This window comes from Streptomyces sp. NBC_00247, assembly GCF_036188265.1.
In the GTDB taxonomy this organism is placed as follows: domain Bacteria; phylum Actinomycetota; class Actinomycetes; order Streptomycetales; family Streptomycetaceae; genus Streptomyces.
In genome coordinates, this window is sequence record NZ_CP108093.1 from 1,387,764 (window position 1) to 1,409,391 (window position 21,628).

At 74.0% G+C, this 21,628-nt stretch carries 16 protein-coding genes; 1 reads left to right on the plus strand and 15 read right to left on the minus strand.

Annotated elements, in window-relative coordinates; translation table 11 throughout:
• Positions 1-7: 7 nt before the first annotated feature.
• The 3 genes from OHT52_RS05470 to OHT52_RS05480 all read right to left on the minus strand — a co-directional run bounded on the left by OHT52_RS05470 (position 8) and on the right by OHT52_RS05480 (position 4,438).
• Complete coding sequence (locus OHT52_RS05470; protein WP_328718999.1) at positions 8-751, minus strand: GNAT family N-acetyltransferase; 744 nt, start codon at positions 749-751, stop codon at positions 8-10.
• Between the two features lie 407 nt (positions 752-1,158).
• The gene (locus OHT52_RS05475; RefSeq protein WP_328719000.1) at positions 1,159-3,030 is read right to left on the minus strand and encodes an IucA/IucC family protein; all 1,872 of its coding nucleotides are present in this window, start codon (positions 3,028-3,030) and stop codon (positions 1,159-1,161) included.
• Positions 3,031-3,058: 28 nt separating this feature from the next.
• Entirely contained in the window at positions 3,059-4,438 is a 1,380-nt protein-coding gene (locus OHT52_RS05480) for a diaminobutyrate--2-oxoglutarate transaminase family protein (protein WP_328719001.1), read from the minus strand.
• 391 nt (positions 4,439-4,829) lie between these two features.
• Here OHT52_RS05480 and OHT52_RS05485 point away from each other — a divergent pair, with 391 nt between their 5' ends.
• Positions 4,830-6,053, plus strand: coding sequence for a trypsin-like serine peptidase (locus OHT52_RS05485; protein ID WP_328719002.1), 1,224 nt, complete (start codon positions 4,830-4,832; stop codon positions 6,051-6,053).
• A 73-nt stretch (positions 6,054-6,126) separates the two neighbouring features.
• Here OHT52_RS05485 and hflX read toward each other — a convergent pair whose 3' ends face one another.
• From hflX to OHT52_RS05545, 12 genes are all read right to left on the minus strand, one after another.
• A complete protein-coding gene (gene hflX, locus OHT52_RS05490; protein ID WP_328719003.1) occupies positions 6,127-7,647 on the minus strand; it encodes a GTPase HflX in 1,521 nt (506 codons plus the stop codon).
• A gap of 130 nt (positions 7,648-7,777) precedes the next feature.
• The gene (locus tag OHT52_RS05495) at positions 7,778-9,292 is read right to left on the minus strand and encodes a M1 family metallopeptidase (RefSeq protein ID WP_328719004.1); all 1,515 of its coding nucleotides are present in this window, start codon (positions 9,290-9,292) and stop codon (positions 7,778-7,780) included.
• Between the two features lie 123 nt (positions 9,293-9,415).
• A complete protein-coding gene (locus tag OHT52_RS05500; RefSeq protein WP_328719005.1) occupies positions 9,416-11,401 on the minus strand; it encodes an HD domain-containing protein in 1,986 nt (661 codons plus the stop codon).
• A gap of 148 nt (positions 11,402-11,549) precedes the next feature.
• Positions 11,550-12,425 carry a diaminopimelate epimerase gene (dapF, locus tag OHT52_RS05505; RefSeq protein WP_328719006.1) on the minus strand — a complete coding sequence of 292 codons (876 nt, stop codon included), beginning with the start codon at positions 12,423-12,425 and terminating at the stop codon, positions 11,550-11,552.
• 33 nt (positions 12,426-12,458) lie between these two features.
• On the minus strand, positions 12,459-12,896 hold the full coding sequence (locus OHT52_RS05510) for a hypothetical protein (protein ID WP_328723624.1): 438 nt from the start codon (positions 12,894-12,896) through the stop codon (positions 12,459-12,461).
• 405 nt (positions 12,897-13,301) lie between these two features.
• Positions 13,302-14,864, minus strand: coding sequence for a DUF885 family protein (locus tag OHT52_RS05515; RefSeq protein WP_328719007.1), 1,563 nt, complete (start codon positions 14,862-14,864; stop codon positions 13,302-13,304).
• Positions 14,848-16,065 carry an ATP-grasp domain-containing protein gene (locus OHT52_RS05520; protein WP_328719008.1) on the minus strand — a complete coding sequence of 406 codons (1,218 nt, stop codon included), beginning with the start codon at positions 16,063-16,065 and terminating at the stop codon, positions 14,848-14,850. Before OHT52_RS05520 ends, OHT52_RS05515 begins: the two co-directional genes overlap by 17 nt.
• Before the next feature lie 3 nt (positions 16,066-16,068).
• On the minus strand, positions 16,069-17,355 hold the full coding sequence (locus OHT52_RS05525; RefSeq protein WP_328719009.1) for an MFS transporter: 1,287 nt from the start codon (positions 17,353-17,355) through the stop codon (positions 16,069-16,071).
• A 13-nt stretch (positions 17,356-17,368) separates the two neighbouring features.
• Positions 17,369-17,911, minus strand: a complete 543-nt coding sequence (locus OHT52_RS05530; protein WP_328719010.1) for a cupin domain-containing protein — start codon at positions 17,909-17,911, stop codon at positions 17,369-17,371.
• On the minus strand, positions 17,908-19,113 hold the full coding sequence (locus OHT52_RS05535) for an ATP-grasp domain-containing protein (RefSeq protein ID WP_328719011.1): 1,206 nt from the start codon (positions 19,111-19,113) through the stop codon (positions 17,908-17,910). The genes OHT52_RS05530 and OHT52_RS05535 overlap by 4 nt, the downstream gene beginning before the upstream one ends.
• A 1-nt stretch (position 19,114) precedes the next feature.
• Positions 19,115-20,362, minus strand: a complete 1,248-nt coding sequence (locus OHT52_RS05540; RefSeq protein WP_328719012.1) for an ATP-grasp domain-containing protein — start codon at positions 20,360-20,362, stop codon at positions 19,115-19,117.
• The gene (locus OHT52_RS05545) at positions 20,359-21,627 is read right to left on the minus strand and encodes an aminotransferase class I/II-fold pyridoxal phosphate-dependent enzyme (protein ID WP_328719013.1); all 1,269 of its coding nucleotides are present in this window, start codon (positions 21,625-21,627) and stop codon (positions 20,359-20,361) included. The genes OHT52_RS05540 and OHT52_RS05545 overlap by 4 nt, the downstream gene beginning before the upstream one ends.
• Position 21,628 lies beyond the last annotated feature (1 nt).

Here is a 21,628-nt window from a genome sequence, read left to right on the forward strand (position 1 = left end):
GTGGTCTTCACAGCTGGTCTCGGTGGGCTCGGTCGCGGATCATCAGGGCGGCCTTCTTCTCGGGCAGTTCGAGTTCGGCGGAGAAGCGGAATCCGGCGCTCAGGAAGGCCGAGACGGAGGGGGTGTTGCGCAGGTCGGGTTCCGCGACGACACGCGCGCAGGCGGGGCGGTGGTCGAGCACGAGATCGGCCACCGCGCGCAGCAGGGTGGTGCCGAGCCGCCGGCCCCGGTCGGTGACCCCGCCGATCAGCAGGTGCACCCCGGTGTCGTGGGGGCGCGCGGGGTAGTGGCGGGCCAGCGGATCGAGGTCGGCCCGGTAGATCTCCCAGTAGCTCATCGCCTTGCCGTCGAGAACGCCGAGGCACGGGACGCTCCGCCCGTCGCCGTCGAACTGCGCGGCGAGGTGGCGGGCCGTGACCTCCTCGGGCCCCGAGAGCTCCCAGAAGGCTGCGACGGCCGGATCGTTCATCCAGCGGGTGACGACGGCGAGGTCGCGTTCGAGCCGTACCGGCACCAGCTGGAAGATTCCGGTGGCCGTGGTGGCGGGGCGCCAGGTGCCGGGCGCGTCCAGCAGCGTGGAGGCCCCGGGACCGCCGACCGGTGCCGGGTCGGGTGAGGGAGGGGTGTCCGAGGTGATGAGGGCCAGGAGTTCCTCGGTCAGACGCAGGTCCAGGGTGTCCTCGACGGCGGTCGCCGGGCGGTGCGCCCGGGGCGCCCCGCCGCTCGGCCCGGGGTCTTCCGCTCTCGTCATCCTGGGATCTTGTCCTCCTGCGGTCTTCCGCGAAACCGGTCCGGCCGCCGGGTTCCCGGGCGTGTCGACGGGTGGCACAACGACGTTCTCCTCTCCTGGGTACCGGCCGTACCGGTACCCGGCTCTCCTGGGTGCCGGCGTTCCGGTCTCCGGCGTGTGCGAGGGCCCGGGACCCTGCGGCCGGGGGTGGGCGGGGTCCCGGCCCGGGGGTTCCGCCCGGATCGGTCCGCGACCCGGGCGAGGGCAGGTGCCCTGCCGCGGGGCGAGGGGCGGGGGCGGCCGGGGCGGAGCGACTTCGGCCGCCCGCCACGCCGCGAGGAGCGGCGCCCGGCCCCCGCGCGGGTCCGGCACGATCCGGACGCAAGGCCGTCCGTGCGGGCCGGGGGTGTCCCTGCGTGCCGGGAGGGTCAGGAATTCAGCGGGTTGGTGATGGTCACGTACACGGACTGGGTGTCGACGGGTCCGACGAGTTCGTCCATGCCGTTCAGCCGCGTCAGCAGGTTGGCCTTGCAGCGCAGCCGGCCGGTCTCCAGGAGGTACGCGGGCAGGGGCGAGCCCATCGCGGCGGCGGACCGCAGGAAGCCGCGGAACGCGTCGAGCAGGAGGTGTTCGTCGGCGAGGTGCTGGGAACCGAAGGCCCCGATCAGGCCGAGGACGTTGTTGATGCCGAGGTAGTAGGCGAACCTTTCGTCGGTGACGGCGTCGGAGACGAAGGTGTCGCTCTCGGCGCCGATGCCGGGCAGCCGTCGGTCGAGCGCGCCCCGGTGGGACTCGCGGAAGTAGTACCCCTGGTTGTCGCGGTACCGGCCGCCCACGGGCCAGCCGTCCGCGTCGAGCATGACGAGGGTGTTCTGCTGGTGTGCCTCCAGAGCCACCCCGGCGTTGGCGTCGAGCCAGAGGACGGGGCGTACGACGCGGTCGAGGTAGCGCAGGAACCACTCCGCCGAGACGGCGCCGACGGTGCGTCCGGTCCGCTCGGCGAGGCGGGAGACGGTCTCCGCCAGCCGTGAGCGCATCGCCGTACGCCCGCGACGGGGGCGCACCGCGGTGAAGCCGGCGACGCAGAGCGCGTCGTCGTGCGGGCCGAACGGGTTGTTCCGCAGGACCACGTCGAGTCCCTGGACCGGGGTGCCGTCCTTGGTGTCGACGGCGAGCCAGGCCGGGTCGCGGACGATGTCGAACCCGGGGTGGGCCCGGCGCCACTCGGCGGACAGGCCGCCGCTCAGGAGCCGGTGCACCTCGGCACCCCGGTGGAGTTCTTTGCGGAGGTTCTCCCGGCGGGAGTTGGTGATGCGTACGCCCAGCGAGAGCTTGAGCATGACGCCCGCTCCCGGCCGGTACACGGTCCGGACCGAGGAGGTGGGGTGCCAGCGTCCGCCCGCCTCGCCGAGGTCGTGCAGAAGGCCCGCGTCGAGGAGTTCGGTGACCTCGGTGCGGCGCCGCAGTTCCTCGGCCTGCCAGGGGTGGACCGGCAGGGCGACGGTGCCCTCGGGCAGGCGCAGCCCCTCGGTGTGCGGGGCCAGCAGTTCCTCGGCGGTGACCGGGCGGCCGTCGCGGGTCCAGGCGGAGTCGGTGGCGAGGACGCAGCGGTCGACGGCCATCCAGTGGAGCGGGAAGCTGCCGTGGAGTTCGGGCGAGTAGAGCCGGGCCTCCGACTCCGAAAGCCCTTCGCGGCTCTTGGGCGTGGGGTGGAGCGGGTGTCCGTGCAGCAGGGACTGCTCGGCGGTGAGGAAGGGGTCGCTGCCGGGGGGCTCTTCGGGCGTGCGGCGCCGCTGGGTGAGGAATCCGGTGGTGTGGCGTACGGAGTCGGCGACGCGGCCCACGAGTTCGGCGGCGGCGTGCCGGTCGCCCTCGCGGCAGAGCAGGGCGGCGACGGTGACCGCGTCGGTGGTCGGGGCTCCCGCGGGGGCGCCTTCGAGGACGGCAGGGCCGAAGCGGTGGTGGCCGGTCGGCGACCAGTAGAGCACCGGCACGAGGAGGGCGGTTCCGCTGGCGGGGAGGGGGACGCGCAGGGTGTCCCGCTCCGGGCGGGGCAGGTCCATCTCCCGCGCCCAGCAGCGCAGCAGGCTCTCGGCGCCCGCGACGTCGGCCGCGCGGTACGGGTCCGGATCGTCCAGCGGGTCCGCGTGCGGGGCCGGGGCGCTCTCGTCCTCGTGGTGGCCGGCCTTCTGGCGGGGAACGGTCGTCGTCTCGGCCGTACGCGGGCCGAGCGGTGCGTCCTGCCCTCGGAGCTGGCTGGTGAGGGTGGTGTCGGCCTCGGGCGCGGGGGTGGGGTTCACGGCGTCTTCCTTGTGAGGGGTTGCGGGGTCAGCGGAGCGACCCGGCGGCGGCCCGCCGGTGCGGCGAGCCTTCTGCGGCTTGCAGCGCGTCGGCGAGGCGGTCGAGGACCGCCGTCGCCTGTTCGTCGGTGAGGGTGAGGGGCGGCAGCAGCCGGACGACGGCGTCGTGCCGTCCGCCGAGTTCGACGATGAGTCCGCGGCGCAGGCATTCCTGCTGCACGGCGACGGCGAAGGCGGGGTCGGCGGGCGGCGGGCCGCCGTCGTGTTCGGGAGCGGCCTCGGGGTCGACGAGTTCGACGCCGATCATCAGGCCGCGCCCCCGGACGTTCCCGATGGAGGGGTGGCGCCCGGCCAGCTCGCGAAGCTGTCCGAGCATGCGCTCCCCGAGCGTGGCGGCGCGTTCGGCGAGGCCGTTCTCGCGGACGTACGCGAGGGTGGCCGCGCCGGCCGCCATGGCGAGCTGGTTGCCGCGGAAGGTGCCGGCGTGGGCGCCGGGCCGCCAGAGGTCGAGCGAGGAGCGGTAGACGATCACGGCGAGCGGCAGCGAGCCGCCGATGGCCTTGGAGAGCACCATCACGTCGGGCACCACCCCGCTGTGCTCGACGGCCCAGAAGCGGCCGGTCCTGCCGACGCCGGTCTGCACCTCGTCGGCGATGAGGGGGATGGACCGGTCGGCGGTGATCTCGCGCATCCGGCGCAGCCAGGCGTCGGGCGCGGGGTTGACCCCGCCTTCGCCCTGCACGGGTTCGAGGATCATCCCGGCCGGGGCGGGCACTCCGCCCTTGGGGTCGTCCAGCAGGTGCCGGGTCCAGTGGGCGGCGATCTCGGCTCCCCGGTCCCCGCCGATCCCGAAGGGGCAGCGGTAGTCCTGCGGGAAGGGCAGGCGTGTCACGCGGACGTCCGTGGCACCGCCGGACGCGTCGAGCGCGCCGGAGGTCATGCCGTGGTAGGCGCCGGTGAAGGCGAGCAGTCCGGTGCGGCCGGTGGCCGCGCGCACCAGCTTGAAGGCGGCCTCGACGGCGTCCGTACCGGCGGGTCCGCAGAACTGGATGCGGGCGTCGCGGGCGAGTTCGCCGGGGAGCGTGGCGAACAGCTCGGTGGTGAAGGCGTCCTTCACGGGGGTGGCGAGGTCCAGCACGTGCAGCGGTGCGCCGGAGTCGATGACCTTGCGGATGGCCTCCAGCACCACGGGGTGGTTGTGGCCGAGCGCCAGGGTGCCCGCGCCGGAGAGGCAGTCGAGGTATCTGCGGCCGTCGGCTCCCTCGATGGTCAGCCCGCGTGCCCGCACGGGCACGATCGGCAGGGAGCGCGCGTAGGTGCGCGCCGCCGACTCGCGCGACGACTGGCGGCGGAGAATGCCCTCGTGCGCCGCGGCCGGGGCCGCCGGTGCTGATTCGGTCACGGCCACGGCTGTTGATCCTCCTGCGTTCACGGTCGTGTTGCACGTCGTCCCGGAGTACGTTCTCCCGGCGGCGGAACGCGCGGGTGGACTCCGGGCGTGTGTCCCCCGTACGGACCAACGAGCCAACGGGCCGGGGATCACGGGTACATCGGAAGTTCCTTGCGGCGGCGGTACTCGACGGAGCGGAACCACGGACCTGCCCGGCACGGTCTTCGACAGCACCGGCATAGTAGAGGCCGCTCAGCATAGGGCCGTTGCCCGGCCGGGCGCGGGGCAAGGGGCGTTCCCGCTCCCTCCCGCACGGCACGGCACCGCGCAAGCGGACAGGCATGGCGCACCGGGGTGACCGGGGTGCCGTACGCAGCGACGAACGACGAAGTCCCAGGGGGATCACCAGATGCGACCCATTCACCCGATCGATGCGGCCCGGAACGGGAGGGGCGGGCGCCGCGGGTCCTCGTCCGTGCTGGCGGCCGCCGCCCTCGCGACGGTACTCGCCCTCACGGCGACCGCCTGCGGGCCCGAGGAGGACGGCGCGTCCGGGGAGCCCACCGCCTCGGCCGCGGCCTCCTCGGACGGGAAGATCGTCATCCCGGACGAGTTGAAGAACCGGCTCAAGGAGCACGGGATCGATCTCGACAAGTGGCGGAACGGCGAGTGGAAGAACTGGGACAAGGACCAGTGGCTCCGTGAGGCCAAGGACTACGTCAACCCGATCATCGAGAACCTCTGGAACCCGGAGCGGATGCGGGACGCCGACACCTCTCCGGAGCAGCCCGTCGCCGACGACATCTCCGGTGACGAGGGAGTGACCGACCCGACCCCCGCCGTCCGGGAGGCCGCCGAGGCGCACACTCCGTACCACGACAGCGTTCCGGAGAGCGGCAAGCTGCTGTTCGACGGGCCCGAGGGCTCGATGGTCTGTTCCGCCACCGTGGTGAAGGACCCGGCGCACCCGGGCAAGTCGAACCTGGTGTGGACCGCGGGGCACTGCGTGCACGCGGGCAAGGAGGGCGGCTGGTACCGCAACATCGCCTTCGTCCCCGGGTACAACGACAGCGGTATGGAGACGGCGAAGCTGGAGAGCGCCACCAAGGAGGAGATCGCTCCCTACGGCGTCTGGTGGAGCGACTGGGCCTCCACCTCGGACCAGTGGATCGCCGAGGGCGCGTCGACCGGTGGCCAGGGCGCCCCGTACGACTTCGCGGTGCTGCACGTGACGCCGGAGACCGGCGCGTCGGCCAAGTCGCTGGAGGAGACGGTCGGTTACGCGCTGCCCGTCGACTTCGACGCGCCCGCGGTGTCCGGCATCTCCTCGCTGACGGCGACCGGCTACCCGGCCGCTCCCCCGTACGACGGGCAGAGGGCGTTCCAGTGCGACGACACCCCGGGCCGGCTCTCGGTGCTCCAAGGCGAGCCCACGATGTACCGCATCGGCTGCTCGATGACCGGGGGCGCCTCGGGCGGTGGCTGGGTCGGCGAGGGCGCCGACGGCAAGCCCGCCCTGTTCTCCAACACCTCGATCGGCCCGGTCACGGCGGGCTGGCTCGCGGGGCCGCGCCTGGGCAAGGAGGCCGAGGCGGTCTACGAAGGGGTGAGCCGGAAGTACGCCGGGCAGTGACGCTCGCGCCGGAGGCCCGGCCGTTCCCGGTGGGGAGCGGCCGGGCCTCCGGCGTCGTGAACGGCTGTCGCGGTCAGTGGGCCGCGAGGACGAACACCGCGAGTTCCGCGGCGAGTTCCTCGTGGACCCGCGCCTTGAGCAGGGTGCCCTCCGCGGTGTGCTCCTCGGAGATCACCTCGCCGTCGGCGTGCACCCGCGAGACCAGGGCGCCCTGGATGTACGGGACCAGGGCCTCGATCTCCACGGACGGCCGGGGCAGTTCGGCGTCGACCAGCGCGAGCAGCTCGTCGATCCCGGCGCCGGTACGCGCCGAGACGGCGATGGCGTGCGGTTCCGCGCGCAGCAGCCGCGCCAGGACCAGCGGGTCCGCCGCGTCCGCCTTGTTGATCACGACGATCTCGGGAACCTTGGTGGCGCCGACCTCCCGGATCACCTCGCGCACGGCGGCGAGCTGCTCCTCGGGGACGGGGTGCGAGCCGTCCACCACGTGCAGGATGAGGTCGGAGTCGCCGACCTCCTCCATGGTGGACCGGAACGCCTCGACCAGGTGGTGCGGCAGGTGCCGTACGAACCCGACGGTGTCGGCCAGGGTGTACAGCCGGCCGCTGGGCGTCTCGGCCCGGCGGACGGTCGGGTCCAGGGTGGCGAACAGCGAGTTCTCCACCAGGACACCGGCCCCGGTCAGGCGGTTGAGCAGGGACGACTTGCCGGCGTTGGTGTAGCCGGCGATGGCGACCGAGGGCACCTTGTTGCGCTTGCGCTCCTGCCGCTTGATCTCGCGGCCGGTCTTCATCTCCGCGATCTCCCGGCGCATCTTCGCCATCTTCTCGCGGATGCGGCGCCGGTCGGTCTCGATCTTGGTCTCACCGGGACCACGCGTGGCCATGCCGCCACCGCCGCTGGAACCACCGCCGCCCATCTGGCGGGAGAGCGACTGGCCCCAGCCTCGCAGGCGCGGCAGCATGTACTGCATCTGTGCCAGGGAGACCTGCGCCTTGCCCTCCCGGGACTTGGCGTGCTGGGCGAAGATGTCGAGGATCAGCGCGGTCCGGTCGACCACCTTGACCTTGACGACGTCTTCGAGGTGGATGAGCTGGCCGGGGCTGAGTTCACCGTCGCAGACGACGGTGTCGGCACCGGATTCGAGCACGATGTCGCGCAGCTCCAGCGCCTTGCCGGAACCGATGTAGGTGGCCGGGTCCGGCTTGTCGCGCCGCTGGTAGACGGCGTCGAGCACCTGGGCGCCCGCCGTCTCGGCGAGGGCGGCCAGCTCCGCGAGGGAGATCTCGGCGTCGTGCACGGTCCCGGAGGTCCACACGCCGACGAGCACCACACGCTCCAGACGGAGCTGCCGGTACTCGACCTCGGTGACGTCCTCCAGCTCGGTGGAGAGGCCGGCCACGCGTCGCAGCGCGGCACGCTCGGAGCGGTCGAGCTGTTCTCCGTCCCGCGCCCCGTCGATCTCGTGGCTCCAGGCGACGTCCTCTTCCATCAGGGCGTCGGCCCGAAGGCTCTCGGTGGCACGTGCGGAGGCGGACTCCGTGGCGCTCTGCGCGTCCTGCGCGTCCTGGGGAAGGGAGGAAGAGGAGGTCATTGGATCCTTACGTCGAAGATTTCCCGTGGTGACTGTCACAACGCGTCACGTCTCCGGATGATTCCCGGGGGATTCACCGGCCCGGCCTCGTTGCCGACCCCCTGATACTGGCATGCGCCCGCCGGGCCCGTCATGCGGGTTTCCCCGCGGCGCCCCGGCCCGGGTGCGGGGACGGGGCGGCCGGTCCCGCCGCCTTCGGGGCGGTGGCGTGCCACTCCGGGTGGCCGGGCATGGCGGGGGTCGTCTCCCCGTACAGCCAGCCGTCGAGGAAAACCGAGAGATCGCGTCCGGCCTCGCGCGAGGCGAGCTCGACGAAATCGGCCGTGGTGGCGGACCCGTCCGCGTGCCCGCGCACCCAGGCGCGCTCCAGCCGGCCGAAGGCGTCCTCGCCGATCTCCTGGCGCAGCGCGTAGAGGACCAGGGCGCTGCCGTCGTAGACCACCGGCCGGAACAGGTCGAGTTTGTTCCCGGGGGCCGGCAGGGCAGGGCGGGCGGGGGGCCCGCCGGCTGCCCGCCAGCCGTCGGAGCCGGTGTACGCGTCCCGCATGCGGCGCTCCAGCGTGGGGCCGCCCCGCTCCTCGGCGTAGCGGGCCTCGTACCAGCTCGCGTGCCCCTCGTTCAGCCAGAGGTCGGACCAGGACGCCGGGGAGACGCTGTCGCCGAACCACTGGTGCGCCAGTTCGTGGACCATCACCGACTCGACGTACCACGCGGGGTGCGTGTCCCCGGTGAAGAGCCGCCGCTCGAAGAGCGACAGGGTCTGGGTCTCCAGCTCGAAGCCGGTGACGGTGTCCGCGACCAGCAGCCCGTACGTTTCGAAGGGGTAGGGGCCGACCTGCCGCTCCATCCACTCCATCTGGCCCGGCGTCCTGCTCAGCCAGGGTTCGAGGACCGCCTCGTCCGCCGCCGGGACGACGTCGCGCAGCGGCAGGCCGCCGGGGCCGCTGCGGTGCGGGACCGCGGAGGTGCCGAGGGAGACCTGGGCGAGCTCGGTGGCCATCGGGTGCGCGGTGCGGAAGGTCCGGGTCACCGTGGCGCCCTGGTGGCTCACCCCGGTCGGGAGTCCGTTGGCGACGGCCGTGAGCCGCTCGGGGGTGGTGATCCGGAAGGTGAAGTACGCCTTGTCGGACGGGTGGTCGTTGCAGGGGAAGACCCGGTGTGCGGCGTCCGCCTGGGCCGCGAGGGCGAGGCCGTCGGCGGTGCGCACCCAGCCGCCGCTGTCCTTGCCCTGGTCGGGGTCGCTGGTGTGCCGGACGGTGATGCGCAGCGGCACCCCCGCGGGCAGCCGTGCGGCCGGCGTGACGATCAGGTCCTCGTCCTCGCCGCTGAACCGGGCGGCCAGTCCGTTGACGGCGACCGAGCGGACCTCGCCCCGGGCGAAGTCGAGGTTGATCCGGTCCAGGGGCTCGGTGGTCCGTGCCCCGATGACGGTGACGGCTTCCATCGGCTCGGTGCCGAGGCCGCCGTAGTCGAGGGAGATGTCGTACGAGAGGACGTCGTACCCGGGGTTGCCGAGCGTGGGGAAGAGCCGGTCCCCGATTCCGAGGGGGCCGCCTCCGGGAGGGGCGGGCGGTGCGGCGGCGATCAGGCCGGCCGACGCGGCGGCCAGCAGGACGGTGCGCAGGCGGCGGGAGGTGGGCGGCATGGATCACCGCTATCAGCGGTGATCGCCCCGGCGGGGGACGCCGCGCTGCCGGGCCACCCGAACGAGGTGGCCGGGCGGGCCGCCCGGCGGCGGGGCCCGCCCGGCACCGGCTCTCGGAGGCTGTCAGGCGCGGCTGACGTCGTAGACCCCGGCGACGTCCCGCATGGCCCGTACGAGGGCGGGCAGGCCGTCCGCGTCGGTGAGCTGCAACGTGTAGGTGTGGCGCACCCGTTGCTCGCTGGGCGGCTCGACGGTGGCGGAGACGATGGCGGCTTCGGCGGTCGCGATGGCCTCGGTGAGGTCGGCGAGGAGCCGGGGGCGCCCGAAGGATTCCGCGACGAGCGTGACCAGGCACTCGGAGGCGTCGGCGCCCGCCTCTTCGGCGTCGCCGGTCTCCGCGGCCGTCCCGGGCCGCCAGGAGTGCGAGGGGGGCCAGTCGAGCCCGCCGGCGTCCCCGCCACCGGGCTCCGCCCCGGCCGGACCTTCGGCGTCGGGGGCGTACCGCGCGTCCTCGGCGTCCTGGGAGGCCGCGTCCTCCGGGTGGGCGTCGAACCAGCCGGCGATCGCGATGCGCGCGGCGGGGGTACGGGCGTGGTCGAGCCACTCCCTGGAGGGGCCGGAGGCGGTGTCGCGGGCGAGCAGCAGTTGCACGGTGTCGCCGTCGCCCAGGGAGGTGGCCAGGGTGGCGAGGCGGCCGTTGACCCGCGCGCCGATGCAGCGGTGCGCCCCGTCGCCGTACTGCGCGTAGGCGGCGTCCACGCAGCTGGCGCCGGCGGGGAGGACGAGGGTGCGGCCGTCGGTGCGGAAGACGGTGATCTCGCGGTCCTCCGCGAGATCGGCGCGCAGCGTGCTCCAGAAGGTGTCCGGGTCCGGCGCGGACTCCTGCCAGTCCAGCAGCCGGGAGAGCCATCCGGGCCGGGTGGGGTCGGCGCGTTCGCCGTCGGACGGTTCTTCCCCGGCGGGGGCAGCGGTGTCCGGCGCGTAGGGATTGCCGAGGGCGACGACTCCCGCCTCGGCGACCTTGTGCATCCGGTGCGTGCGGATGAGGACTTCGGCGACCGCGCCGCCGGGGCCGACGACCGCGGTGTGCAGCGACTGGTAGAGGTTGAACTTGGGGGCGGCGACGAAGTCCTTGAACTCGGAGATCACCGGGGTGAAACAGGTGTGGAGTTCACCGAGGACCGCGTAACAGTCCGCGTCCTCGCCGACCAGCACGAGGAGCCGGCCGAAGTCGGTGCCGCGCAGTTCCCCGCGTTTCGTCCGGACCCGGTGCACGGAGACGAAGTGCCTCGGCCTGATGAGGACTTCGGCGCTGATACCGGCCTCGTGCAGGACGCCGCGGACGTTCTGCGCGATGGTGTCGAGGGGGCTGTGCCCGCTCTCCGACTCGGCGATCAGCGTCTGGGTGTGCGCGTGTTCCTCGGGGCGGAGGATGGCGAAGACGAGGTCTTCCAGCTCGGTCTTCAGCGCCTGCACGCCGAGGCGTTCGGCGAGCGGGATCAGCACGTCCCGGGTGACCTTGGCGATCCTCACCTGCTTCTCCGGCCGCATCACCCCGAGGGTGCGCATGTTGTGCAGGCGGTCGGCGAGTTTGATCGACATGACCCGGACGTCGTTACCGGTGGCGACGAGCATCTTGCGGAAGGTCTCGGGCTCGGCGGCGTCGCCGTAGTCGACCTTCTCCAGCTTCGTGACGCCGTCGACGAGATAACTGACTTCCTCGCCGAACTCCTTGGACACCTGATCCAGCGTCACCTCGGTGTCCTCGACGGTGTCGTGGAGCAGAGAGGCCGTCAGAGTCGTCGTCTCAGCGCCGAGTTCGGCGAGGATCAGGGTCACGGCGAGCGGGTGGGTGATGTAGGGCTCACCGCTCTTGCGCATCTGTCCGCGGTGGGAGGACTCGGCGAGGACGTAGGCCCGGCTCAGCACGGAGAGGTCGGCGTCCGGGTGATGCGCGCGGTGCGCCTCCGCCACATGGCCGATGGCGTCCGGCAGTCTTCCCCGGGAGACCGGGCCGAGGAGCGCCACCCGGCCGAGTCTGCGCAGATCGATCCGGGGACGGGAGCGTTTGCGGACGGGGACACCTGGACTGGCGGCCTCTGCACTCATGGGCACCTCCGGCGACGTCGACCGGCGGTGAGAGGCAGACCTTGGTGTCCCCGGGCCGGTGCTTGATGCTACCGACCCCACCACGTACGGCAGTCCGCCTCTCGCTCAGCGTGAAGCGGATCACCCGTTCGAGCGAAACGTGGTCGGGTTATCGTCCGAGCGCCGATCCGAGCCAGTCCCCGTCCAGGACCCCTTCGGCGACGATGACGGCCGGTCCGGTCATCTCGACGGCGCCGTGCGGGTGTTCCGTGATCACCAGGGAGCCCCCGGGCAGATCGACGGTGTACGTGACGGGCGTGCCGGTCACCGCGGGATCGATGCCGTCCCGGCGGGCCGAGGCGACCGCGACGGCACAGGCGCCGGTGCCGCAGGAGCGGGTCTCGCCGGAACCGCGCTCGTGCACCCGCATCGCGACGTGGCGGGTGCCCCGGCGGACGACGAACTCGATGTTGACGCCCTCGGGGTACACCTCCGCGGGGCTGTACGCGGGCTCGGTGAACAGGTTCCCGGCGTGCGCCAGGTCGTCCACGAAGGCGACGGCGTGCGGGTTGCCCATGTTGACGTTGCGCGCTTCCCAGCTCCGGCCGTCGACGGTGACGGCCACGCCCCGTTCGGGCAGCTCGGCCCGCCCCATGGAGACGGTGATGTCGCCGTTCTTGGCGAGGTGCACCCGCTTGACCCCGCCGCGGGTGGCGATCGCGAGGTCCCCCTCCTCGACGAGTCCGGCGCGCCGCAGGTGGCGGGCGAAGACGCGCACGCCGTTGCCGCACATCTCGGCGATCGAACCGTCGCCGTTGCGGTAGTCCATGAACCACTCGGCCTCGCCCGCCATGGCGCGGGCCTCCGGGTGGGACGCGGAGCGCACGACGTGCAGCAGTCCGTCACCGCCGATGCCGGCCCTGCGGTCGCAGAGCCGCGCGACGGCCGCCGGGGGCAGGTCGAGGGCGTTGTCCGGGTCCGGAATGATCACGAAGTCGTTCTCGGTGCCGTGACCCTTGAAGAAGGTGATCTGCTCGGTGCTCACAAGGCAACTGTACGGGCGCCGGGGTGCGCCCGGTCAGCGCAGGCGGGCCACGCGCCAGACGGCCAGGCCCACGAGGGCGAGGACGCACGCGCCGTAGAGCGCGATCACCCGCCAGTCCGGGCGGGTGCCGGAGCCGCGGGCGGGCAGGCCGGGCCAGGTGTGTCCGACGCGGCGGGCGGCCATCATGCCCCAGCCGGCGGCGCAGCCGCTGATCAGCAGGCCGAGCATGGCGACGACGGCACCGCCGTCGCCGAACTCGAAGGCGAGCGGGAACGCGAACATCAGCGAGCCGGTCGCGGCGAGCACCACGATCGGGGCGAGCTGCCAGATCCGCAGCCTGCGGGCGGGGCGGAGCTCGACCTCGACCTCGGGCGCCACGACGCTCTCGTCGGGCAGGTCGGAGTTCAGCCGGTCGGCGGCGAGCCGCCTCTCCGCCGCCTCCTGCTCCGTGTCACGAGGGCCGGCTTCCATCGCCACGCGCCCTCCCCACTCGGAACTTCCGGAATCCATCGATGCTCGATGATGGCACGCCCACGCGGGCGGAAAGGACGCCCGGGGCGTCCCGATGCCATCACGTGATCAGGCTGTTATAGCCCCTCATTCAGGGTTTATGCAGGTCAGACGCCTGTCGCCGGTCGACGGATCGGTAGGGGGTCAGCAATAGCCCCAGGTCAGCGCCCAATTGGGCCGGAGACGGATCTTTCTCCGGGCGGTCCGGGGAATCCTGCCCGCCACCCAGGAGTCCGTATCGTCCCCCCGCCCCCGCCGGCCGCGCGAGAGCCGCGGCCCCGGGCGCAGAACTTCCCGCGGGTGGAGGAGCCGGCGGGGCTCCGGCGCCGGCGACCACCCCGCGCACCGACAACTCCCCCTCGGGCGTCAGCTTTTGCCACCTGTGGGGGTGCGTCGGACGGTCGGTGGCACGGCAGCGGCCAGGTCGCCCACGACGGCCCTCGCCAGCAGGCCGACCGGGGGCATGCCGAGCGACAGGAGCGCGTCGTGGAAGCGGCGGTGCGTGTAGTCGCCGGCCCAGTGGGCGCGGGCCTGGTCGCGGACCCGAAGGATCTCCGTCTTGCCCAGGGTGTAACGGCCGTACGTGGGCTCGACGGCGCCGCGCAGGGCCTCGGCACGGGCCGAGCGCCCGCGCAGGAACGCGTCCGCCTCGAAGCGCGCCGCGGCCTCGTCGACCGTCATGGCTCCCGTGTGCAGGGCGATGGAGCAGGTCAGGCGCGTCACGCGGAGCAGCGCCTCCAGGGCCATGCCGATGACGTAGCGGGGGTCGTGGGCGCGGAAGCCCTCCTCGGCGTACAACTCCTCGGCGTAGTGGGCCCAGCCCTCGACGAACGCCGGGGACTCCAGGGACCTGCGCACGTCGCCGGTCAGGGCACGCAGGGCGCGGCCGTGGGCGTAGTGGCCCGGGGTGACCTCGTGGACAGTGATGGCGGGCAGGGAGGTGCGGCTGAAGACCGAGAGCCACTCTTCGGCCTCGTGCGGCGGCCAGGCCGGGTCCGGCGGGACCACGTAGTACCAGCTGGGGGCGTCCTGCTCGTAGGGTGCGGACCACGACATCATGGCCTGCGCGTAGGCGCGGGACGCGGGGGCCGGGCCCACCCGGCACTCGCCGCCGGGGTCGGCGATCAGGTCACGGGTCACCGCGAAGGACGTCACCTCGGTCAGCAGGGCCCGCGCCTGGGCGAACACGCCCTCCGCGGTGGTGGGGTGGTCCTTCATCAGGGCCGGGACGACCCGGCGTACGTGTACGCCCGGGGCGAGGCGTTCCACCGCCTGCTCCAACAAGGCCCACAGCCGGACCCGTTCGCGGTCCGCGGTGTCCGTCAGCGCGGCGGTGCCGTACGTCATTGCCTCCCCCGCCCCCAGCAGGCGCAGGAACGCGGCCTCGCCCAGGGCCGCCGACGGGGGGCCGGTGTCCGCCGCCCGTTCGACGTGCGCGACCAGCCGTCGCACGGCGGCCAGGGCCGGCTCGTCGCCGGTGGCGTCCTGGGCGAGGCCGCGCAGGGAGGGGAGGGCCGCGCGTGCGACGGGGGACGGCACCCGGTCCAGGGCCGTCACGGCGTTGTCCACGGCGTCCGGCCAGGCCGCCAGGTGCGCCTGTCGGGCGCGGCGGCGGTCCTCGGCGGGTGCGTAGGCGCGGTCGTAGCAGGCCAGGTCCATGGCGGCCAGGTGCAGCAGAGGATCGCGGCGGTGCAGCTCCGCTTCGGCGAAGCGGGCGCGCAGTCCGTCCTCGTGGACCTCCAGCACCTCGGCGTCGAAGGCGTCCGCGGGCGCGGTGCCCTCCCCCAGGCGGGAGAGGGCCGCCGCGACGCCTGCCGGTGACAGGTCCTGGAGCGTGCCGTCGTACGCGTGCAGTCCCGCGTACTCGCGGGCGTGGGCCAGGTCGAGCTCGACGGCTGCGCGGACCCTGGGGTCACGAAGTCCCGTCATCGGGGAGTCCTCCCGGGCGGGTCACCACGCGCAGCGTCGTGCGCACGTCGTCCAGGGCGACTTCCAGCGTTCCCGGGTCCGGGGCGGAGAGCAGGACGTGGCCGACGCGTTCGACGGAGGAGCGGGCCGGGGCGACGGTATCGCCGGGGGCGGCCGTCACCTCGGCCGCCACGACGTGCGGGTGGGCCCGGACCTCGTCGAGGCCGCGGATTTCGGTGACCGTGCCGGGGCGGGCCGACGGGAGGTAGCCGGCGGTGTGCCGCAGGGGGGCGGCGGGCGGTGCGGGCAGGTCGGCGCCGAGGGCCAGGCGTACGACCATCTCGTACCAGTCGATGCCGTAGGCGTCGCCGAGCAGGTCCATCAGGTGGTCGCCCGGGGTGCGCACCGCGACCTCCATGACCGCCGGGCCCCTGGCGGTGAGGCGGAACTCCAGGTGGACGATGCCGGTGTCCATGCCGAGGGCGTCGAGGACGGCTCCACCGAGGTCGGCGACGGTCGCCCGGGTGGCGGCGTCGGCCCCGGTGGCGACCCGGTGGGCGACCTCGACGAAGTACGGCGGGCCGGTGGTCTCCTTGGCGGTCAGGTTGGCGAACCAGACCTTTCCGTGGCGGACCAGCGCCTCCCAGCTGTACTCGGGGCCGGTCGCCGCGCGCTCCACGAGGAGCCGGCCCTCGGTGTCCCTGCGGGCCACCGCGTCCTCGAACGCGCCGCGGTCACCGACGAGTTCGACGCCCGCGCTGCCCGCCGAGGACAGTGGCTTGACGACCACCGGGAAGCGTCCCGCGGCCCAGTCGCGGCCCTCGCCGAGCCGTTCGGTGACCAGGAACTCGGGCTGGCCGATGCCCGCGGCGGCGAAGCGGCCCCGCTGGAGGGCCTTGTTGCGGGAGAGCACGGAGGCCCGCAACGACGGTCCGGGCAGGCCGAGTTCGTTCTGCACGAGCGCCGCGGCCAGGACGTGGGGCTCGCTGAAGGCGACGACCCCGTCGGGGCGCGTGTGGCGTACCGCCTCGCAGGCGGCCTCGTACCAGAGTTCGTCCGAGCCGCCCCGGCAGACCGTGACCTCGTCGGCGAGTCCGGCGAGCGCCTCGGCGCGGGGCGCGGTCTCGACCGCGTGGACCCGTACGCCGAGCCGCCGGGCGGCCGTGATGTAGGGCCGTCCGGTCACTCCCACTCCGACCAGCAGCAGTCTCTGCCCGTGCATGGATCACCTCTCCCGGGTTGATTCGTGTGGCTCGCGCGCGTGCTCGCGCGGCTCGTCGGGCTCGTCGGGCGCCAGCCCGCGCTGGGCGGCCGCCGCGATGACGACCACCGCCGACCCGGCCGCCGCGAAGCCCGCGGCCAGGGCCGCCCAGCCGCCCAGTCCCTTCCCGGCGACCGCCCAGGTGATCAGCGCCGGGCCGACGGCCGAGGCTGCGCTGGTTCCGAGTTCGTAGACGGACAGGTGGTAGGCGCGCGACTGCGGCGGGGAGAGCGCGTACGACAGGCGCCAGGCACCGACCGACTGCCAGATCTCGCCGAGCGTGAGCGTCACCGTGGCGAGGGCGATCAGCACGGTCGCCGCGACCGGGCCGACCTCGGCGGTCAGGGCCGTGAGCAGGCAGCACGCCGCCAGGCACCAGCCCGACCAGCGCTGGCGCCGGGCGGCGTTGCGCAGGTCGTCGGCACCGCCGCTGAGGCGGACCTGGAACAGGATGACCAGGGCGGTGTTGAGGACGACCAGGGCGCCCAGGACCCAGGTGGGCGCCTGGGTGCGGGTCGCGATCCACAGCGGAAGCGCGGCGGCGAGCAGCACCGAGTGCAGGAACAGCACCCCGTTGAGGAACGCCAGCGCCAGGAACCGGGGGTCGCGTACGCGGGTCGGGGGCGCCCCGCCCTTCCCGGCGCGCGGGGAGCGGACGTTGGCGGTCGCGGGCAGGCGGGACAGTACGGTCGCGGCGGCGAAGAAGGTCAGGGCGTCGACGAGCACGAGCGCGGAGAAAGCGGTGACGCTGTTCATCGCCAGGACCAGCGAGGCGAGGACGGCGCCCGCGCTGAAGCCCACGTTGCGCACGGAGGCGATCACGGCCATGGTGCGGACCCGGTCGGTGTCGCTCTCGACGGCGCCCACGATGCCCTGGACGATCGGTCCGCCGCCCCACTCGGCGACCCCGATGAGGAAGGCGACGACGTAGAAGACCTCGGGTTCGTGGGCGAACGGGTAGACGACGAAGCAGGCGCCGCGCCACAGGTAGAGGGCGACGATGGCGTTCCTGCCGCCGATGCGGTCCGCGAGCCTGCCGGTGGGGACCATGCCGAGGAACCCGGCCAGGCCGGTCAGGGACAGGCCGATGCCGACCTGGACGGCGGACAGGCCGAGGGCGCGGGTGAAGAACAGGGCCGAGCCCGCGAGGAAGAGTCCGGTGCCGAGGGAGTCGACGAACGACGCCGCGACGAGCCGGCGGGCGCTGCCGCCCGCGGGCAGCCACGACCGGACTGCGGCCTTGGGATCCATGGGTGTGCTCCGATCAGCGGTCACGTGCGGCGCCGATGCCGACGAAGCACATGAGGGCCGCGGCCGTCCCCCGGTTGTGCCACGTGTGGCGGGTGCCGTGCTGGACGACGCAGGTGCCCGGGGTGATCAGGACCTCCTTGCCGTCGTCGAGTTCGAGGTGGAGTTCGCCTTCCAGGCAGATGCCGTAGTCGAGCGTGTCGGTGGCGTGCATGCCGGTGCCGCCGGGTTCGAAGACCTCCCACAGGCCCGGCAGCCGCTCCTTGACCTCGGCGGCGAGCGCGTCCGGGTCGCCGGTCGGGGCGGGCACGGACCGGTCCGGCTCGTAGCGGGCGAACAGCAGCCGGGTGCCGCCGGTGCCCGCGAAGAAGGGCAGGGTCACGGGCTCGGGCAGGCCGTCGCCGACCCGGGCGCCGCCGTCCGGGGTGCCCCAGGCGAGGTGGAAGCGGGAGCCGGGCCAGGCGTCGACGGTGATGCCGGGGACGGGCGCGTCGGCGGCGACCACGGAGGTGCCGTCGGCCGTGCGCGCGGCCACGACGAGGCGGGGCTCGACGGTCATCGCGGGTCCTTTGCGGGTTCCACCGTCACCGAGGCGAAGAGGCCGGTGAGGAAACGTTCCAGTACGGGTGTGGGGGCGGGGCCGACGACGCCCGCGAGGGGGATGTCGGCGTCCGCGTAGGTGAGGGCCGCCGTGACGGGTTCGTGCGGGGCGCGCTGCACCCAGCGGTGGACGACGGGGTCGTCGCGGAAGGTTTTCTCGCCGTCGATCCGGCAGTGGGTGGAGCCGAGGGTGTGGCCGGGGACGACGAACCAGCCGTACCGGGCGTCGGGGTCGGTGGCCGGGGGCTCGGGCACCCAGGCCGACTCGCCGGTCAGGAGCCGGAGTTGGACGGAGGGCAGGTGGACGCCGGTGGCCAGCTCGAAGCTGTCGGCGACGTCCGCTCCCCCGACGCGCGCGCCCACTTCCAGGAACACCGGGCCCTGCGGGGTCTCGACGGCTTCCAGGTGGAAAGGCCCGTCGGTGATGCCGACCGCGCGCAGGCAGGCGAGGGTGAAGTCGACCGTCGCGGGCGGTGTGTCCGTCTGCACGGACCCCAGGGGCGCGCCCTGGGCGTAGCCGAGACAGGTGCCGAGGTACCGGCTCGCGACGACGGCGAGCGGACGGCCCGCGGTGACGGCTCCGTCGATGTGCGTGATGGGGCCCTCGACGAACTCCTCGATCTCGAAGTCGTCGACGTCCACGCGCGCCGAGCCGTCGCGCACGGCGGCGAGGGCGGCGTCCGGCGTCGGGTACGTGGTGATGCCCTCGCTGGAGGCGCCCGCGAGGGGCTTGAGGACGCTGCGGCCGGTCCACTCGACGCCGTGGGCGAGGGCCCGGGCCAGCGGGGCGTAGCGCGGTGTGCGCAGGCCGGCGGCGGCGACGGCCGTCTTCATGACGACCTTGTCCCGGGTGGGCAGGACGTCGGCGACGCGCGGGCCGGGGACGTCCAGGGCCTCGCGGACCCGGGCGGCGGGCAGCAGGTCGTACTCGGACAGGGCGACGACGAGGTCGGGGCGGGGCAGGTCGCTGACGGCGGCGATCACCTCGGCCGCGGTGTCGCCGGTGCCGGGGCGTTCGACGCGGCGGGCCGGGACGTCGGCGGGGAGGGTGGCGGCCCGTTCGGGGACGCTGACGTAGGTGACCTGGTGGCGGATGTGGTCGAGGTTGCGCGCGTACCGTACGAACGCGTCGGGCACCCGGTGCATGACGAGGACGCGCATCTCACGCACCTGCCACGGTCAGCCGGAGCGCCCGCTCGGCCCGGTCGAGTGCGGCGGCGCACTCCTCGGCGGTGTCGGCGACGGCCGAGGCGAGGGCGACGCGGCCGTCGATGAGGCCCTTGCGGGGCGGTGAGACGACGTCGCCCGGCCCGACGAGCGGCTCCAACAGGTCCAGACAGGCGGGCAGTTCGCTGCGGTCGAAGTCCAGCGAGCCGATCGTGGTGTCGTCGGCGGGCGGGTAGAAGAAGCGGATCGCGGCGTGGGCCGTCCTGCCGGCCGTGGTGTCGGGGGTGACGCCGCAGGCGACGTCGGCGGCGGCGAGACCGGGGTCGATGCCGGTGGCGCGCAGGCCGAGGTAGGGGATGAGGTCGCCGCCGAGGCGCCCGTTGACCTCGATCAGCTTCGGTCCCCGGGCGGTGAGCCGGAGCTCGGTGTGGGTCCAGCCGTCGGTGAAGCCGAGGACCTCGTGGATGCCGCTGAGGGCCGCCAGCAGTTCCGGGTCGGTGAGCAGGGGGTCGTCCGCGCTGACGCGGTGGCCGGTCTCCTCGAAGTACGGCGGGAAGCCGACCTCCTTGCGGCCGACGAAGACGGGGGTGACGCGGCCTTGGTGGACGACGGCGTCGACGCTGACCTCGGGGGCGTCGAGGTACTCCTCGACGAGGACCAGTTCGGTGAAGTCGGGGTTGTGGGGGACGTGGACCCCCCGGGTGGCGTCGAACTGGTCGGCCAGCTCGTCCGCGTCGCGGACCAGCACGACGCCCTGGCTGCCCCCGGCGGCGCGCGGCTTGATGACCACGGGCCAGCCGAGCTTGCCGGCGGCGGCGAGCGCCTCGTCGAGACTTCCGGCCAGCGCGAACTCCGGCTGGGGCAGGCCCGCTTCGGCGAGCGCGGTGCGGGTGGCGTACTTGTCGCGGCAGCGCCGCACGGCGTCCGGCGCCGTGCCGGGCAGGCCGAGCGCCTCGGCGACCAGGGCCGCCTGCACGATGTGTTCCTCGTGCCAGCTCATGACCCCGGCGACCGGCGCCCCGGCCGCGACCTCGCGGGCGGCCCGCAGGACCGGCCCGGCTCCGGTGTCGGGGACGACCGTGTGGCCGGACAGGTACGGCAGTTCCCAGGTGGGGGCGACCGCGTCGATGAGGTGGACGCGGTAGCTGCCCGCGATGGAGGCCAGGAGGTACTCGCGGTACCGCCGCAGGCCGCTGGTGATGACCAGCAGGAGCGGCTTGTCGTCGGGTCGCGTCAGCGTCATGCGGAGACGTCCTCGCAGAGAAGGGGTGAGGTGCGGGTCAGTCCGGCGCGCAGGCGGTGCAGGGCCTCGCGCATCAGCGGCTCGTCGTGGACGAGGGCGACGCGCAGGTGTCCGGCGCCGGGGTTGGTGCCGTCGGGTCCGCCGGCCGCCAGGTAGCGGCCGGGCATGACGGTCAGCGCCTGGTCGCGCCAGAGGGCGCGGGCGGCGGCCTCGTCGTCGCCGACCGGCAGCCAGAGGAAGAACCCGGCGTCGGCCCGCCGGTAGCCGGGGACGCCGGCCAGGACGCGGTCGGCGAGGGCCCAGTTGACGGCCAGTCGGGCGCGGGCCCGCTCCACGTGGGCGTCGTCGTCCCACAGCCGGGCGGCGGCGGCGCACACGGGCAGCGGGGTCGGGACGCCGCAGGCCTGGTTGTGGCGGGCGTAGTCGGCGACGGTCCGGGGGTCCCCGGCGGCGAAGCCGCTGCGCAAGCCGGGCGCGCCGGACCGCTTGGACAGGGTGTGCAGGACCAGGAACCGTTCCGGGTGGACGGCGCCGCGGCGTACCAGCGCCAGGTATCCGGCCGGCGGCCGGGCGAGCCACAGGTCGGTGTAGCACTCGTCGACGAGGAGCAGGGCGTCGGCCGTGACGGCGGCGCGGGTGGCCGCGCCCAGGAACTCGGCGGGCAGGAGTTCGCCGCGCGGGTTGCCCGGGTCGCAGACGATGACCGCGGCGACGGCCCCGCCCGCCGCCGCGACGGCCTCCTCCAGTGCGGCGGGACCGCCCCGGGGGTCGTAGAACACCGGCCGGGCGCCCACGGCCTCGGTGGCGGCGTGGTAGGTCGGGTAGAACGGGTTGGGCATGACGACCACCGGCCCGCCCTCCGCGCCCCGTACGCGCTCCGCCGGCCCGCCCTCCGCGCCCCCTACGCGCTCCACCGGCCCGCCGCCCGCGCCCCGTACGCGCTCCACCGCCAGCGCCAGTGCGGTGGCCAGCGCCTGCTTGGTGCCCGGGGTGGGCTCGACCGCGAGGGTGCGGCCGTCCAGCATCGGGCCCGCGCCGAAGCGCCGGCGCAGCCACCCGGTGTACGCCGTACGCAGGGCGGGCGTGCCGCCGAGCGGCGGGTAGCGGGTCCAGCCGTCGGGGTCGGCCAGCAGTGTGGCGTCGACGCCGCCCGTGCCGAGCCGGGACTCGCCCAGGTGGAGCTGGACGGGGGCGAGGCCGGCCGGGGCGGGGACGCCGTCGTTCAGTGCGCGCAGCCGGGCGAAGGCGCCGGCGAGGGGGCTCATG

Excerpts from the sequence above, each read along its gene's own strand:
- OHT52_RS05495 (WP_328719004.1), bottom strand. The coding sequence starts at position 9,292 with ATGCCGCCCACCTCCCGCCGCCTGCGCACCGTCCTGCTGGCCGCCGCG.
- OHT52_RS05545 (WP_328719013.1), bottom strand. The coding sequence starts at position 21,627 with ATGAGCCCCCTCGCCGGCGCCTTCGCCCGGCTGCGCGCACTGAACGAC.
- OHT52_RS05500 (WP_328719005.1), bottom strand. The coding sequence starts at position 11,401 with ATGAGTGCAGAGGCCGCCAGTCCAGGTGTCCCCGTCCGCAAACGCTCC.
- hflX (WP_328719003.1), bottom strand. The coding sequence starts at position 7,647 with ATGACCTCCTCTTCCTCCCTTCCCCAGGACGCGCAGGACGCGCAGAGC.
- OHT52_RS05520 (WP_328719008.1), bottom strand. The coding sequence starts at position 16,065 with ATGCACGGGCAGAGACTGCTGCTGGTCGGAGTGGGAGTGACCGGACGG.
- OHT52_RS05535 (WP_328719011.1), bottom strand. The coding sequence starts at position 19,113 with ATGCGCGTCCTCGTCATGCACCGGGTGCCCGACGCGTTCGTACGGTAC.
- OHT52_RS05515 (WP_328719007.1), bottom strand. The coding sequence starts at position 14,864 with ATGACGGGACTTCGTGACCCCAGGGTCCGCGCAGCCGTCGAGCTCGAC.
- OHT52_RS05485 (WP_328719002.1), top strand. The coding sequence starts at position 4,830 with ATGCGACCCATTCACCCGATCGATGCGGCCCGGAACGGGAGGGGCGGG.
- OHT52_RS05525 (WP_328719009.1), bottom strand. The coding sequence starts at position 17,355 with ATGGATCCCAAGGCCGCAGTCCGGTCGTGGCTGCCCGCGGGCGGCAGC.
- OHT52_RS05540 (WP_328719012.1), bottom strand. The coding sequence starts at position 20,362 with ATGACGCTGACGCGACCCGACGACAAGCCGCTCCTGCTGGTCATCACC.
- OHT52_RS05470 (WP_328718999.1), bottom strand. The coding sequence starts at position 751 with ATGACGAGAGCGGAAGACCCCGGGCCGAGCGGCGGGGCGCCCCGGGCG.
- OHT52_RS05510 (WP_328723624.1), bottom strand. The coding sequence starts at position 12,896 with ATGGAAGCCGGCCCTCGTGACACGGAGCAGGAGGCGGCGGAGAGGCGG.
- OHT52_RS05530 (WP_328719010.1), bottom strand. The coding sequence starts at position 17,911 with ATGACCGTCGAGCCCCGCCTCGTCGTGGCCGCGCGCACGGCCGACGGC.